General features: G+C 69.9%; 18 protein-coding genes. 7 read left to right on the forward strand and 11 right to left on the reverse strand.

From position 1 onward, the window contains the following. Nucleotides 1–54: 54 nt before the first annotated feature. Nucleotides 55–1152 carry a phytase gene (locus GGR12_RS00520; protein WP_183201744.1) on the forward strand — a complete coding sequence of 366 codons (1098 nt, stop codon included), beginning with the start codon at nt 55–57 and terminating at the stop codon, nt 1150–1152. A gap of 4 nt (nt 1153–1156) precedes the next feature. On the opposite strand, the gene GGR12_RS00525 is transcribed toward GGR12_RS00520, so the two are convergent. After that, on the reverse strand, nt 1157–1855 hold the full coding sequence (locus tag GGR12_RS00525) for a MarC family protein (RefSeq protein WP_183201746.1): 699 nt from the start codon (nt 1853–1855) through the stop codon (nt 1157–1159). Between the two features lie 101 nt (nt 1856–1956). Here GGR12_RS00525 and pyrF point away from each other — a divergent pair, with 101 nt between their 5' ends. Then, entirely contained in the window at nt 1957–2667 is a 711-nt protein-coding gene (gene pyrF, locus GGR12_RS00530) for an orotidine-5'-phosphate decarboxylase (RefSeq protein ID WP_183203699.1), read from the forward strand. Between the two features lie 3 nt (nt 2668–2670). Here pyrF and GGR12_RS00535 read toward each other — a convergent pair whose 3' ends face one another. The 3 genes from GGR12_RS00535 to GGR12_RS00545 all read right to left on the reverse strand — a co-directional run bounded on the left by GGR12_RS00535 (nt 2671) and on the right by GGR12_RS00545 (nt 4216). Next, complete coding sequence (locus tag GGR12_RS00535) at nt 2671–3402, reverse strand: hypothetical protein (protein ID WP_183201749.1); 732 nt, start codon at nt 3400–3402, stop codon at nt 2671–2673. A 103-nt stretch (nt 3403–3505) separates the two neighbouring features. After that, nucleotides 3506–3922, reverse strand: a complete 417-nt coding sequence (locus GGR12_RS00540; RefSeq protein ID WP_183201751.1) for a hypothetical protein — start codon at nt 3920–3922, stop codon at nt 3506–3508. Between the two features lie 57 nt (nt 3923–3979). After that, nucleotides 3980–4216 (reverse strand): DUF1674 domain-containing protein, encoded by a 237-nt coding sequence (locus GGR12_RS00545; RefSeq protein WP_183201753.1) that lies wholly within the window; start codon nt 4214–4216, stop codon nt 3980–3982. 83 nt (nt 4217–4299) lie between these two features. On the opposite strand from GGR12_RS00545, the gene htpX reads away from it, so the two are divergent. Continuing rightward, complete coding sequence (gene htpX, locus GGR12_RS00550) at nt 4300–5280, forward strand: zinc metalloprotease HtpX (protein WP_183201755.1); 981 nt, start codon at nt 4300–4302, stop codon at nt 5278–5280. Here the strand turns inward: htpX and recQ are convergent. Then, entirely contained in the window at nt 5277–7142 is a 1866-nt protein-coding gene (recQ, locus tag GGR12_RS00555) for a DNA helicase RecQ (RefSeq protein WP_183203700.1), read from the reverse strand. The two genes, htpX and recQ, sit on opposite strands and share 4 nt — an antisense overlap. 913 nt (nt 7143–8055) lie before the next feature. Here recQ and fabA point away from each other — a divergent pair. Together fabA and fabB are read left to right on the forward strand one after the other, a co-directional pair. Beyond that, a complete protein-coding gene (fabA, locus tag GGR12_RS00560) occupies nt 8056–8589 on the forward strand; it encodes a 3-hydroxyacyl-[acyl-carrier-protein] dehydratase FabA (protein ID WP_183201757.1) in 534 nt (177 codons plus the stop codon). A gap of 64 nt (nt 8590–8653) precedes the next feature. After that, nucleotides 8654–9883, forward strand: a complete 1230-nt coding sequence (fabB, locus tag GGR12_RS00565) for a beta-ketoacyl-ACP synthase I (RefSeq protein WP_183201759.1) — start codon at nt 8654–8656, stop codon at nt 9881–9883. On the opposite strand, the gene GGR12_RS00570 is transcribed toward fabB, so the two are convergent. Next, the gene (locus GGR12_RS00570; protein WP_183201761.1) at nt 9880–10437 is read right to left on the reverse strand and encodes a hypothetical protein; all 558 of its coding nucleotides are present in this window, start codon (nt 10435–10437) and stop codon (nt 9880–9882) included. The two genes, fabB and GGR12_RS00570, sit on opposite strands and share 4 nt — an antisense overlap. Nucleotides 10438–10587: 150 nt before the next feature. Between GGR12_RS00570 and GGR12_RS00575 the strand changes: the two genes are divergently transcribed. Next, entirely contained in the window at nt 10588–11385 is a 798-nt protein-coding gene (locus GGR12_RS00575; protein ID WP_183203701.1) for an enoyl-ACP reductase FabI, read from the forward strand. 4 nt (nt 11386–11389) lie between these two features. Here the strand turns inward: GGR12_RS00575 and GGR12_RS00580 are convergent, their stop codons facing one another. The 3 genes from GGR12_RS00580 to GGR12_RS00590 are packed head-to-tail and all read right to left on the reverse strand — an operon-like array spanning nt 11390 to nt 12452. Next, the gene (locus GGR12_RS00580; protein WP_183201763.1) at nt 11390–11797 is read right to left on the reverse strand and encodes a VOC family protein; all 408 of its coding nucleotides are present in this window, start codon (nt 11795–11797) and stop codon (nt 11390–11392) included. A 43-nt stretch (nt 11798–11840) separates the two neighbouring features. After that, nucleotides 11841–12050 (reverse strand): KTSC domain-containing protein, encoded by a 210-nt coding sequence (locus GGR12_RS00585; RefSeq protein ID WP_183201765.1) that lies wholly within the window; start codon nt 12048–12050, stop codon nt 11841–11843. A 12-nt stretch (nt 12051–12062) separates the two neighbouring features. Then, a complete protein-coding gene (locus GGR12_RS00590; protein ID WP_183201767.1) occupies nt 12063–12452 on the reverse strand; it encodes a DUF3597 family protein in 390 nt (129 codons plus the stop codon). A 134-nt stretch (nt 12453–12586) separates the two neighbouring features. Here GGR12_RS00590 and GGR12_RS00595 point away from each other — a divergent pair, with 134 nt between their 5' ends. Then, nucleotides 12587–12763: a YegP family protein gene (locus tag GGR12_RS00595; RefSeq protein WP_183201769.1), complete on the forward strand. Its 177-nt coding sequence runs from the start codon at nt 12587–12589 to the stop codon at nt 12761–12763. Here GGR12_RS00595 and rimM read toward each other — a convergent pair. Both rimM and rpsP read right to left on the reverse strand, forming a co-directional pair. After that, a complete protein-coding gene (gene rimM, locus GGR12_RS00600; RefSeq protein ID WP_183201771.1) occupies nt 12760–13287 on the reverse strand; it encodes a ribosome maturation factor RimM in 528 nt (175 codons plus the stop codon). The two genes, GGR12_RS00595 and rimM, sit on opposite strands and share 4 nt — an antisense overlap. Before the next feature lie 145 nt (nt 13288–13432). Then, nucleotides 13433–14017, reverse strand: coding sequence for a 30S ribosomal protein S16 (rpsP, locus tag GGR12_RS00605; RefSeq protein ID WP_183201774.1), 585 nt, complete (start codon nt 14015–14017; stop codon nt 13433–13435). Nucleotide 14018 lies beyond the last annotated feature (1 nt).

Below are 14018 nucleotides of genomic sequence, written 5' to 3' on the forward strand. Positions count from 1 at the left end.
GCCCCCTGCAGGCGTGTTGCACGCGCAGCCATCAAAGCTTTGCGGGATGCGCCCATGACCGTCCGGACCTTCACCCTCGCCGTCGCCGCCTCGGCGCTGCTCGCCGCCTGCGCCACCGGCGAGGTCGATTACCAGGGCGAGGGCGAAGGCTTCGTCGGCCAGGGCGTCCCGGTTCGCGCCACGCTCGAGACGCCCTCGGTCGGCACCGCGGGCGAGGACGCCGCCGACGACCCCGCCATCTGGGCCTCCGCGACGCCCGTCACCGTCAACGGCGTCCTGACGCGCGGCTTCGTCGCCGGCACCGACAAGAAGGCCGGCCTCTATATCTACGGCCTGGACGGCGCGGTGCTGCAGTTCCTGCCCGAGGGTCTGCTGAACAATGTCGACCTGACCGACGGCCTCGTCGTCGACGGTCGGCCCCAGATCGTGCTCGGCGCCAGCGACCGGACCCCGGGCAAGACCGGCGTGGCGCTGTACCTGTTCGATCCGGCCGGAACCGGCGACAATCCCGTGCGTCCGTGGGGCGCGCTCACCTCGGACGTCATCGAGCCCTACGGCTTCTGCTTCGCCCGCCGGGGGTCAGAGGTTCACGCCATCCTCGTCGGCCACGAGGGCGAACTGCGCCAGTTCGTGCTGACCGCCGACGCCGCCGGCCGTCCGGTCTCCCGGCTGGTGCGCCGCGCCGAAATCGGGACCATTTCCGAAGGCTGCGCCGCCGACGAGGCGACCGACGCCCTCTACATCGCCGAAGAGAACGTCGGCGTCTGGCGCTACAGCCTCGACCCGGCGTCCGGCGCGGCCCGCACCCTCGTCCAGCCGATCGCGCCCGGCGTCCTCGTCGCCGACGCTGAGGGCCTGACCATCATCGCGGACGGCGCCGCCCGCTATCTGATCGGCTCCAGCCAGGGCGACTCGACCTTCCCGGTCTGGCGCATCGACGGCGCGCAGCCGGCCTACGTCGGGCGCTTCGTGGTGCAGGACGGCGCGGTCGACAGCGTCACCGGCACGGACGGTTTCGACGCCCTCGGCGGTCCGGTCGGCGACGCCTTCCCCGAGGGACTCGTCGTCGTTCAGGACGACGTCAACGACACGGGCACCCAGAACTTCAAATACATCGACTGGCGCGACATCCGCTCGGCCCTGGGTCTCTGAGGACTCAGTGGCCGCCGCTCGGATAGGGCGCGGTAACCGCCCCCGAGAACATGCCCGGAATGGCCTCTGACAGGCCCAGCAGGATGAACTGGATCGCCAGGGCGCACAGGATCAGGCCCAGCACCCGCACCACGATGGCCATGCCGACGTCGCCGAGGATGCGGCTGATGGGGCCGGTGGCGGCGAAGCACAGGAAGGTGGCCACGCTGGCGGCGACGATGGCGCCCACGCCGGCGGCCTGCGCCGTCGCGCCGATCTTCTCGGCCTCGCCGGCCTGGATGATGATGGTCGAGATCGCGCCGGGCCCGATCAGCAGCGGCATGGCGAACGGCACGATCAGCCGCTGGAACCGCCGCCGCGCATAGCCGCGCACGTCCTTGGCGTCGGCCAGGGCGTCAGTGTCGGCGAAGCTCTTGATGAAGTCCTCGCGCGCCATGTCGAGACCCAGCAGCAGCAGCAGGATGCCGCCGGCGATCCGGAACGCGGCCAGCGAGATGCCGAAGAACTGCAGCAGCCCCAGGCCGGTGAAGAAGAAGAAGGTCAGGAAGGCGACGATGAACAGGCAGATCAGGAACGACACCGACAGACGCTGACGCAGGCTGGCTCCGGCCGTCGCGGCGGCGAAGATCGGCACGTTGCCGATCGGATCCAGCAAGGCGAACAGGGCCACGAACAGGTTGACCCCCAGATCGACCGCGTCCATGTGCTGACCTCGCCCCGCAATTCACCCTGTCGCCCATAAGGGCCGACGCGCGCCCGCGCGTCCACCCCTGCGGCCAAACGGAGAGATCGACGATGACGCCTGTGCTCAACAACCCGCGCCTGTTCGTCGGCCTGGACCTGCCCTCGCTGGAGGCGGCCCGCGCCATGGTCGACCTGCTGGGCCCCAGCGTCGTCTCCTACAAGATCGGCCTGACCCTGCTGGCCCGGCCCGGCGGCGTCGCCTTCGCCCACGAACTGAAAGCGAAGGGCAAGCATGTCTTCCAGGACTGGAAGCTGCACGACATCGGCGCCCAGGTCGAAGGCGCGGCCCGCTCGGTCGCCGAGGGCGGCTGCGATTTCCTCACCGTCCACGCCGAGCCGCAGGTCATGCGCGGCGCGGTCAAGGGCCGCGACGCCTCGGGCGCCGCCACGAAACTGCTCGCCGTCACCGTCCTGACCAGCCTGTCGGACGCCGACCTCACCGACATCGGCTACGGCTACGGCGCCGCCGAGCTGGTCGAGCGCCGGGTGCGTCAGGCGCTGGACTGCGGCGTCGACGGCGTGGTCTCCAGTCCGCTGGAAGCCGCCCGGGTTCGCGAGATCGCCACGGCCGCCGGCCGCCCCGACTTCCTGATCGTCACCCCCGGCGTCCGCCCCGAGGGCGCGGACCTCGGCGATCAGCAGCGCGTCGCCACCCCGCGCGCGGCGCTGGAGGCGGGCGCCACCCACCTCGTCGTCGCCCGCCCGGTGATCGCGGCGGAGAACCCGCTGCTGGCGGCGTCCTCGATCGTCGCCTCGATCGACGGCTTCTAGGCCTCAGCCCCGCTCGCCGGGCTCCTGGCTGTAGGTCTGCCGCGGCAGACTGCGGCGCGGGGGTTCGGCTCGACGCGGCGCCGGCCGCTCATAGCGCGGCGGATCCGGCAGATAGGCCGGCGGATAGGGCGCGGCCTCGCGGTCGCTGCGGCAATCGCAGTCCCGCTCCCGCCCGTAATACTCGCCGCCCTCGTACGCCTCGTATTCCTCGTACGATTCCCGAACCTCGTAGCGGCTCTCCTCGTACGACTCGCGGCGCTCGCTGTAGCCGTAGCGCCCGCCCCGATCGTGCTCCTCGCGGTAGCGATAGCCGCAGTGCGACGGCTCGCGCTCCCCCCGTCCAAAGCCGGTCACGACGTAGCCGAACGGCGCCGAAGGGCACGGCGCGCCTTCCAGCGCCTGCTCGTTGAAATAGACCGGCGCCCCGACATAACCGCCGATGTCGCCGCCGTATCCGCCGCCCACATAGACGGAGCCGCCGCCGGAATAGCCGCCGCGGTACGTCCCGACGTCATAGGTGCGGGCGTTGAAGTACGATCCCGCGGAGGCCGAGGCATAGGCGCTGGCCCGGGCGTTGACGTTCACATTGATGTTGGTGTTCCCGCCGCCGGGATGGCCGCAGCAGGGCCCCGGGCGCGGCGGCTGCCCGCTCCCGCCGTTCGGCCCGCCGGCCAGCACGGGCGAGGCGGCCAGGACGACGATCGCTGCGCCGGCGGCGGCGAGAAGCATACGCATGGGACGGACTCCGTTTCGGGAGCCGTTATCGCCGCTTCACGCCGGAAGGCCCGGCCTTGCACCGCAGGCGGGATGTCCCGCCGCCGCTTTCCCCTCAGGGGCGTCACCGGTCGCGGAAATAGACGTCCGGGCAGTCGCAGTTCCGATCATCGGAATGGCCGCGGACATAGCCCCGCCGCCCCGGCCGCGCCCGGTCGTCGTCGTAGCCCCATTCGTCGCGATAGCCCTGATCCGGCCGCCGGTCGTAGCCGTACCCCCGGCTCCTGTACCCGCCGTACCCGTAGGCCGGAGCCCGGCCGGGGACGTAAACGTAGGGTTGCTCGTTGTAGCCGTCGGCCCAATAGCCGGTCTCGACGTAGGAGCGGGTCTCGACCTCCGACAGCGGCGTGCCGCCGACCGGCCGGCCATATGCGTCGAGATAGACCGGCTGACCCCACGACGGGGCGTAGTTCTGGGCCGCGGCGGCGCCGGCGAGGCTGAGAACCGCCAGACCGGCGGCGAGGGCGAAGGTTCGGATCATGCGGGGCGTCTCCTGAAGCGCAGGGTTAACGCCGTTCGCCGGCCTTCGTTCGCCGGGTCAGAAATCGACCGCCAGCCCCTTCTTCTCCCAGTCGCCGTAGCGGGTGGGTTCAGGTCCGCGCGGACCGCCGTGCTCCGTCTCCAGCGGCGCGTCGTCCGCGGCGGCGCGGCGTTCGGCGGCCTCCAGCAGGGCGCGGCGCGCGGCCTCGCTCAGCGGCTTGTCGGGCGTGGCGTGCGGAACGTCCGCATTGTACGCGGGCGAGGGCGGGGCGTCGGGGGTGGGATGATCGGTCACAGCGTCCTTGCCTTGAGCCAGAGCGTTTCAATTCGCAAATTGGCATTTCGCCTCCCCGGCGCCAGCGACCACCCCGGACGACGATGAATCATCTCAAGACCTTCACCCTGCTGGCCGTGCTGACGGCGCTGTTCATGGGCATCGGCTACATGATCGGCGGCGCTGCGGGCATGCTGATCGCCCTGGTCGTGGCCGGCGGGATGAATCTGTTCAGCTACTGGAACGCCGACAGGATCGTGCTGCGCATGTACCGCGCCCAGCCGGTCGACGAGAGCCACCCCAACGCCGTGGTCCGCACCTATGTCGCCGACATCGTGCAGATGGCGCGCGACGCCGGCCTGCCGCGGCCGATGATCGCCATCATCCCCAACGACCAGCCCAACGCCTTCGCCACCGGCCGCAACCCCGCCAACGCCGCCGTCTGCGCCACCACCGGCCTGCTGGACATGCTGACCCGCGACGAGATCCGCGGCGTCATGGCCCACGAGCTGGCGCACGTGAAGAACCGCGACACCCTGACCATGACGGTCACCGCCACCATCGCCGGCGCCATCGCGGCCCTGGCCAATTTCGCGATGTTCTTCGGCGGCGGCGACGACCGCGAGCGCCCGGGCGGCATCATCGGCACGCTCGCCCTCATGATCCTCGCCCCCATGGCCGCCGGCCTGGTGCAGATGGCCATCAGCCGGTCGCGCGAGTACGAGGCCGACCGCGTCGGCGCCGAAATCGCCCAGGACCCCAACGCCCTCGCCTCGGCCCTGCAGAAGATCGAGGCCTATGCGAAGCGCATCCACAATCCGACCGCCGAGCGCAATCCGGCCTCGGGCCAGCTGTTCATCATCAACCCGCTGGCCGGGACGGGCGCCGACAACCTGTTCTCGACCCACCCGGCCACCGGCAACCGCGTTCGGGCCCTGATGGAGCTGGGCGTGAAGATGGGCCGCCCGTCCCTCGCCCCGGTCGCCGTCGCGCCGGCCCCGGCGCGCCCGGCCACGACCTCCGTCCCGACCACGGCGCAGACCTCGGTCCCGAGCTCAGGCCAGCCGCGCGGCCCCTGGGGCTAGGCCGAGGCGGTCAGCGCCGCCAGAACGCCCTTGCCGTAGCGGTCCAGCTTGGACTGGCCGACGCCGGAGATGTGACCCAGGGTGTCGAGGTCGCCCGGCTCGGCGATGGCGATCTCCAGCAGGGTCTTGTCCTGGAAGATGACATAGGGCGGCACGCGCTGCTCGGCCGCGCGGTCGCGACGCCAGGCGCGCAGCACCTCGAACCTCGCCCGGACGTCGGCGTCCATGCTCTCCAGCGCGGCGTTGCGACCGTTGCGGACGCGTTCACGCGGCGCCGAGACGCGGGCCGGGGTCAGCCGCACCTCGATGACGCGTTCGCCGCGATAGACGCCGCGCACCGCCTCGGCATCGCCCAGCATGACCAGCGGCTTGCCGTCGTTGGGGTCCTCGACCAGCAGGCCCTCGAACATCAGATGGTCGACCACGTCGCGCCAGGTGTGCATCGCCGTGTCGGCGCCGATGGCCCAGGTCGACAGGTTGGTCTCCCACGGCTGGACGTCCTTCGTCTTGCCCAGCAGGTGGTCGATGACGCGGGTCTTGCCGAAGCGCTCGCCCAGCCGCTGCACCGCGGCCAGGGCCTTCTGGGCGGGCACGGTGGCGTCGAACAGGGCCGGCGGGTCCTGACAGATGTCGCAGACGCCGCAGCGATCCGCGGCGCCCTCGCCGAAATAGCGGCGCACGGTCTGCGGGCGGCAGGTCGCCCCGTCCAGCATGGCGAACAGCTGGCGCGCCTTGCGCACCTGCACCGCCTTGACCTCCTCGGCCATCGGACGACTGTCCAGCCGGCGCAGCGCCCAGGCGATGTCGGACGGACCGTACAGGGTGATGCCCTCGGCCGGTTCGCCGTCGCGCCCGGCGCGGCCGATCTCCTGCCAATAGGCCTCCAGCGAGCCGGGCGGATCGGCGTGGATGACGAAGCGCACGTCGGCCTTGTCGACTCCCATGCCGAAGGCGATCGTCGCCACCATCACCGCCCCGTCCTCGGCCAGGAACCGCTCCAGCCGCTTGTCGCGCTCCCGCGCGTCCATCCCGGCGTGGTAGGCGATGGCGTTGGTCCCGGCGTCCTTCAGGGCCTGGGCGACCCGCTCGCAGCCGTCGCGCGAGCCGCAATACACGACCCCGGACTTGCCGCGCCGGTGCCGCACCAGCTCGATGACGGCGGCGTCGGTGCGGGCCCGCGAGCCGTTCTCCTTGCGCACGGCCGACAGCTGCAGGTTCGGCCGGGCGAAGCTGTCGACGACGACCCTGGCCCCGTCGAGGCGCAGCGAGCGGACGATGTCGTCGCGGGTGCGGGCGTCGGCGGTGGCGGTGACGGCGATCCGCGGCACGCCGGGGAACAGCTCGGCCAGACGGCCCAACGTCCTGTAATCCGGACGGAAATCATGTCCCCATTGCGAGACACAGTGCGCCTCGTCGATGGCGATCAGGCTCAGCGGCAGATCGTGCAGGCGGTCGATCAGATGCGGCTGCGCCAGTCCCTCGGGCGAGACATACAGCAGATCCAGCTCGCCCGCCTTCGCCTGCCGCCAGATGGCCGAGCGGTCGTCCATCGAGACGCCGGAGTCCAGTCGCGCCGCCGCCACCCCCTGCTGCTTCAGCGCCTCGACCTGGTCGGTCATCAGGGCGATCAGCGGCGAGACGACCAGACCCAGGCCCGGTCGCAGCATGGCGGGGATCTGGTAGCAGACCGACTTGCCGCCGCCGGTCGGCAGCACGGCCATCACGTCGCGCCCTGCGAGGATCTCGGCCACCACCTCGGCCTGCATCCCGCGGAAGTCGGCATGGCCCCAGACCCGCTCCAGCGTCGCGCGCGCATCGGCCATGGTCGGCGCGGGCGGGGCGAGGATCGAGTCGGCGAACATCGCGGCCTTGTGCCTCATTTGTTCCCGGCTGTCATTGGCGAGGAGCTCTACCGGGCCTTCGCCACGTTCTTCCTTCCCCCATTTCGGGGGAAGGTGGCCCGGAGGGCCGGATGGGGGCTGTCGACGGCGACAGGACTCCCGCCATCTTCGACGCGGACAGAGCCCCCATCCGAGCGGCTCCGCCGCCCACCTTCCCCCGAAATGGGGGAAGGAAGCCTGCTGGCTATTTCCGAACTCTTTTCGCCAACCCTCTGACTTCCCGCACCTAAATTCCCTCTACGCAGCGAGGTATCCGCCCGCCGCATAATCCTCCCATCCCGTCGATGGGGAAGGCGTCGGATCCAGCGCCTCGACGACGACGGGCTGTGGTCGAGCGATGAAGCCCGGGCGAAGGGTAGTCCGGGGGTCCTCGTCGGACAGCGATGGATGCTGTCCGCTTGCTCGCCGCGCATCGAAGGTGCGGACCGCTGGCTCAGCCGATGTCCCACCCACGTCGCTTCCAGCAATGGCGGCGGCGGAGATCCGTCAAGGCTCTAACAGGGCCGCCAGCCGGAGGGCGCGCGAAACCAACGACCACGCGGGGCGGCCAGCTTCGTCGAAACGGTAAAACTATCAAGCTCCGGGCGAGGACCGGACGCCCCGCGCCTTCCCCACCTCTGCCGGAACACCACCGGCCGGAGCCGAACATGCACGTCCTTCCCCCATTTCGGGGGAAGGTGGCTCGCGGAGCGAGACGGATGGGGGCTCTGTCCGCGCATCGAAGGCCGGCCAGCCGATCACCGCGGCCAGCCCCCATCCGGCCCTCCGGGCCACCTTCCCCCGAAATGGGGGAAGGGGCGCAGCCCGCCACTAAAAATTTGAGCCGTCCCTTCCCGTCGTGTACCCCCACGGCAACACCGGCCGGAGACCGCCTTTGAGCTCGTCCAAATATCCGTCGTCCTTCGACTACGAAGCCCTTCTCGCCTCGGGGCGCGGCGACCTGTTCGGGCCGGGCAACGCCCAGCTGCCGGCGCCGCCGATGCTGATGTTCGACCGGATCACGCAGATCAACGCGGACGGCGGCGAGCACGGCAAGGGCTATGTCGAGGCCGAGCTGGATATCCATCCGGACCTCTGGTTCTTCCAGTGCCACTTCATCGGCGATCCGGTCATGCCGGGCTGCCTCGGCCTGGACGCCATGTGGCAGCTGGTCGGCTTCTACCTCGGCTGGATCGGCGGCCCCGGAAAGGGCCGGGCGCTGGGCGTGGGCGAGGTCAAATTCACCGGCCAGGTCCTGCCGACCGTCAAGAAGGTGGTCTACAAGATCAACCTGAAGCGGGTGATCAACCGCAAGCTGGTCATGGGCATCGCCGACGGCGTGCTCGAGGCCGACGGCGAGGTGATCTACACCTGCAACGACATGCGCGTGGGCCTGTTCGGCGCGACCACCGAAGCGACGGCCGGCTAAACCCCCTATATTCAGACAGACCGCGATCAACGCGGCGACTGAGCGTTGTTAGAAGGAAACTGCCATGCGGCGTGTCGTCGTCACCGGCCTGGGCATCGTCTCTTCCATCGGCACCGGAGCCGAGGAGGTCACTGCGTCACTGCGTGATGCGAAGTCGGGCGTCCAGCACGCCGCCGACCACGCCACGTACGGCTTCCGTTCGCAGGTCTGGGCGCCCCCGGCGCTCGGCGCCACGGCCGACGACTGGGCGCCCCACGTCGATCGCCGCGCCGCCCGCTTCCTCGCCAACGGCACCGCCTGGGGCCACATCGCCTTCGAGGAGGCCCTGAAGGACTCCGGCCTGACCCCGGACGAGATCAAGTCCGAGCGCATCGGCGTCATCGTCGGCGAGGGCGGTCCCTCCACCCAGGTCATCCTGCAGGCCGCCGACACCACCAAGGAGCGCGGCTCGCCCAAGCGCATCGGGCCGTTCGCCGTGCCCAAGGCCATGGCTTCGGGTCCGTCCGCCGTGCTCGCCACCTGGTTCGAGCTCAAGGGCGTCAACTATTCGATCAGCTCGGCCTGTGCGACCTCGGCCCACTGCATCGGCGCGGCCGCCGAACAGATCGCCTGGGGCAAGCAGGACGTCATCTTCGCCGGCGGCGTCGAGGACATCGACTGGTCCATGTCGAACATGTTCGACGCGATGGGCGCGATGTCGTCGAACTTCAACGAGACCCCGTCGAAGGCCAGCCGCGCCTATGACAAGGACCGCGACGGCTTCGTCATCGCCGGCGGCGCCGGCATCGTCGTGCTGGAAGAATACGAGCGCGCCGTGGCGCGCGGCGCGAAGATCTACGCCGAGGTCACCGGCTACGGCGCCAACTCCGACGGCTACGACATGGTCGCCCCCTCGGGCGAGGGCGCCGAGCGCTGCATGAAGATCGCGCTCGAAATGGCCGGCAATCCGAAGATCGACTACCTGAATCCGCACGGCACCTCGACCCCGGTCGGCGACAGCAAGGAGATGGGCGCGGTTCGCAACGTCTTCGGCGACGACCTGCCGATGATCTCCTCGACCAAGTCGCTGACGGGCCACTCGCTCGGCGCGGCGGGCGCCCAGGAGGCCATCTACTGCCTGCTGATGATGGACAACGACTTCGCCGCCGAAAGCGCCCACATCGAAAACCTCGACCCCGAGTTCGAGGGCATGCCGATCCTGCGCAAACGCCACGACGGCCCGCTCAAGCACGTGATGTCGAACAGCTTCGGCTTCGGCGGCACCAACGGCACGCTGATCCTCTCGAAGGTCTAGTCGACGTCAGGCTCCCGCAGGCCAGTGAACGGCTCGGCGGCGGCCGCGTCGATGCAGGCCGCCAGGGCGTCCCGGTCGCGCTCCCAGTCGTTGACGCCGTGCATCCGGACCGAGTCCGGCCACAGCCAGGTGTCCTGGGCCTCGGCCTTGCTCGGCGTCACGCCGCGCCCGAAGCACAGGGCGCGCATCTCGCCCGCCCCGCGATGGACGGCGGCCTTGGCCGGCTGATCGTCGAACACCACCACGACCGTCGGCGGCGCCCCGGTCGCGACCTCGGCCCGTGTCAGGTAGAAGCGGACGCAATAGTCCAGACCGCCGTCGGCCCATTCGTCCTCGCAGGTGGCGAACCGTTCCGCCTCGACCGGCCCGTCCACGAACCGGAACCGCCCCCACCGCTCGTCGCCCAATGCGTCCAAGGTGGAGCGGCCGTGACGGGCCTGGACCTGCCGCACCTGGTCCAGCGTCAGCACCACGACGGCGACCTCAGGCCGGGCCGGAGGCTCCGCCGCCTGTCCCGCCGCCATCGCCGCCAGAAGTCCGAGCCAGAGGGCCATGGGCGTCTCCTTCGTACGGCCAAGCTAGACTCACGTCCGCCGCGTCCGCAACCGCTCGAAACCTGACGGCCTTCCCCCGCGTCACGCCCCCTGCTAACCCTCCCGCAAATCACGAGGAGACGATCCATGGCCGCCGAGAGCAGCTGGAACATGCCCGCGGGCGAACTCATGAAGGGCAAGAAGGGCCTGGTCATGGGCGTCGCGAACGCCAACTCCATCGCCTGGGGCATCGCCTCCCAGCTGGCCGCGCAAGGCGCGGAGCTGGCCTTCACCTACCTCGGCGAGGGCCTCGAGCGCCGCGTGCGTCCGCTGGCCGAGAGCGTCGGCGCCAAGCTGCTGATCCAGGCCGACGTCACCGACGACGCCTCCATGGACGCCGCCTTCGCCGAGCTGGAGAAGGAGTTCGGCACGATCGACTTCGTCGTCCACTCGGTCGCCTTCGCCAACAAGGACGAGCTGAAGGGCTCGTTCGTCGAGAACACCAGCCGCGAGAGCTTCCTGCTGGCCATGAACATCTCGGCCTTCAGCTTCGTCGACGTGGCCAAGCGCGCCTCGAAGCTGATGCCCAACGGCGGTTCGCTGGTCACCATGACCTACCTCGGCTCCGAGCGGGCCATCCCGAACTACAACACCATGGGCGTGGCCAAGGCCGCGCTTGAGGCCGCGACCCGCTACATCGCCCGCGACCTGGGTCCCAAGGGCATCCGCGTCAACGCCATCTCGGCCGGCGCCATGCGCACTCTGTCGCTGGCCGGCATCTCCGGCGGCCGCGGCATGATCGCCCAGGGCCGCGCCATGTCGGCGATGAAGGAAGACACCTCGATGGAAGGCGTCGCCGGCTGCGCCCTGTGGCTCTGCTCGGACCTCGGCTTCTCGACCACCGGCGAAGTCATCCACGTCGACGCCGGCTTCCACATGATGGGCCTGGCGGGCGACGAGGAAGCCTGACCCGTCAGTCCGTGGCATCGGGGCCGCGATAGGCGGCCTCGATATTGTTGCCGTCGGGATCCAGCACGAAGGCGCCGTAGTACTGATCCGCGCCCTCGCGCGGGCCGGGCGCGCCGTTGTCGCGTCCGCCCGCCTTCAGCGCAGCCTCGTAAAACGCCTGCACCATCGCCTTGCTCTCGGCGCTGAAGGCCACGTGCATCTGGTTGATTCCCGGCCGCGAACCCTCGACCCAGTACGACGGGATCAGCGTCCCGATCCACAGATAGGGGATCGCCTCCTCCTGGCTCTTGCCCAGCACGAAGAACTCCGGGTGCAGGGTCCTCGTCTGCAGGCCGAGCGCCTCGGCTACGGCGTCGTAGAAGCGGCGCGCGGCCTTCAGGTCAGAGACGACGATTCCGGTATGATCGAGCATGAAGCCCGAAACGCCCGTTCTGACGCGGCGTTCCTGGCCCATCTCAGGGCAGGGCGATGCTGACCCTTTCGAACGTGAACCGTTCCCGGATATGGCTGGCGAAGAACCCGCCCTTCGACTGCGCCACCCTCAGGCCGTCGAAGATCATCGGCGGCACGTCCAGGTAGTCGTAGACGTCGCCGCTCACGAAGGTGATGCGCAGCCGGCGCTTCGGTTCGTCGTAGCTGAAGCCCCGGATGACGCTGGAGGGCATCTCCGCCTCCGGTCAGTCCCGCAGCGACGCCGGAACGATGCCGCCGTTGGCCTCCAGCCGGGCCCACACCGCCTTCGACAGGGCGATGTTCTGCTCGGCGCTGCCGTGCTCGCCGGCATGCACGCCCAGCTCTCCGGCCAGTTCCTTGCGCGCCGTCAGGCTGGAGTCGAGGTCCAGCAGCTTCAGCAGATCGACGATCGAGGTCCGCCAGTTGCCGCCCCCGCCCTTGGCCTCGGCCATGGCCGCCAGCACCGCCTCGACGTCCACGGGCGGCGGCGCGGCGGCCGGCGCGACAGGCGCGGCTGGCGCTGCGGCCGGAGCCGCCTGCGGGGCCGGAGCGGCCGGGGCCGCAGGTTTGCGATGACCGCGAATACGGTCCCAGATCGAACTGAAGATACTCATGGCGCCGCCTTCTCCTGAATGGTCAGGCGGCTAACGCTCGCAGGGGGCCGCGGTTCACCATCCGGCTCAGGTCTCCGCCCGATTGACTGGACCGCCCGCCATGAGAGCGTGCCCCTCCCCCAAGGAGGCGCCCCATGGCCCACAAGTTCGAGATCTGGAAGGACAAGGCGGGCGAGTTCCGCGTCCGCTTCAAATACAACGCCGAGACCATCTTCTCGACGGAAGGCTACACCTCGAAAGCCTCGGCGCAGAACGCCATCGACTCCATCAAGTCCAACGGACCCGGGGCCGAGGTCGAGGACAACAGCTAGTCCGGCTCGCGCTCGCCGATCTCGGTCGGCCGCACCACCAGCACCCAGCCGTCGGCCAGGTGCAGGTCGGGCACCGCGTCCTTCGTGAACGGCAGATACCAGGTCTGGCCGCCCGCCGCCGGCGCGATCTCCAGCATGTCGTCGGCGCCGAAATTCTGCACCGACTTCACCGTGCCGAGCACCACGCCCTCCGGATCACGGGCCTGCACGCCGACCAGATCGGTCAGATAGAACTCGTCCTCGTCCGGCTCGGGCAGGCGCTCGCGCGGAATAAACAGCTTCAGCCCGCGCAGGGCGTCGGCCTCCTCCTTGGTGGCGATCTCCTTCGCCCGACCGACCAGACCGACCTTGTCCGGCCGTCCCGACAGCAGCGTCAGGCCCGTCGAACCGTCCGCCCGCAGCAGGTCGCGATACCCCAGCAGCGCCATCGGGTCGGCCGTATACGCCGTCACCCGCACCTCGCCCTTGACCCCGAACCCGCCGGAGACCTGGCCGACCAGAATGAGCTTGCTGTCGCTAGCCATGGAAACCTCCGCTCATCCCGGCGAAGGCCGGGACCCAGATCAGAAACGCCGCTCCAGATAGCAGAAGAGCAGCGTCCGGAAATCCGGACACTGCTCTCTGTCATCCCGGCCCCGGCGTTCGCCGGGGTGAGCGGATGAGAAACCCTTAGGCCTCGGTCTTCTCTTCGCCGGCTTCGGCGGCCGGGGCTTCTTCAGCAGCGGCTTCAGCGGCCGGAGCCTCTTCAGCAGCGGCTTCGGCGGCCGGGGCTTCTTCAGCAGCCGGGGCCTCTTCGACCGCCGGAGCGTTCTTGGCGGCTTCGGCGGCGGCGGCGGCTTCTTCCTTGGCGCGGACGGCGGCTTCAGCGGCTTCCACCTTGGCGGCGGCTTCAGCTTCGGCGCGGTCAGCTTCGCGCTGGGCGCGCTCGGCGGCGCGCTCTTGCGCCTTCTTGCCCGGCTGGGCCTTGTTCGGGTTGTTCGACTGGGTCCACTTCACCTTGCCGGCCAGTTCCTCGTTCTGCGACAGGAAGCGGGCGACGCGGTCGGTCGGCTGGGCGCCCTTGCCGAGCCATTCGGCGATACGGTCGGCCTTCAGCGTCACGCGGGGCTGTTCGCCGTCGCGCGGCAGCATCGGGTTGTAGGAACCAACGCGCTCGATGAACTTGCCGTCGCGCGGCGAGTGCGAGTCAGCGACGACGATGTAGTAGTACGGGCGCTTCTTGGCGCCGCCACGGGCCAGACGGATCTTCAGCATT

The sequence above is a fragment of the Brevundimonas lenta genome, assembly GCF_014196335.1.
Taxonomy (GTDB): Bacteria; Pseudomonadota; Alphaproteobacteria; order Caulobacterales; family Caulobacteraceae; genus Brevundimonas; species Brevundimonas lenta.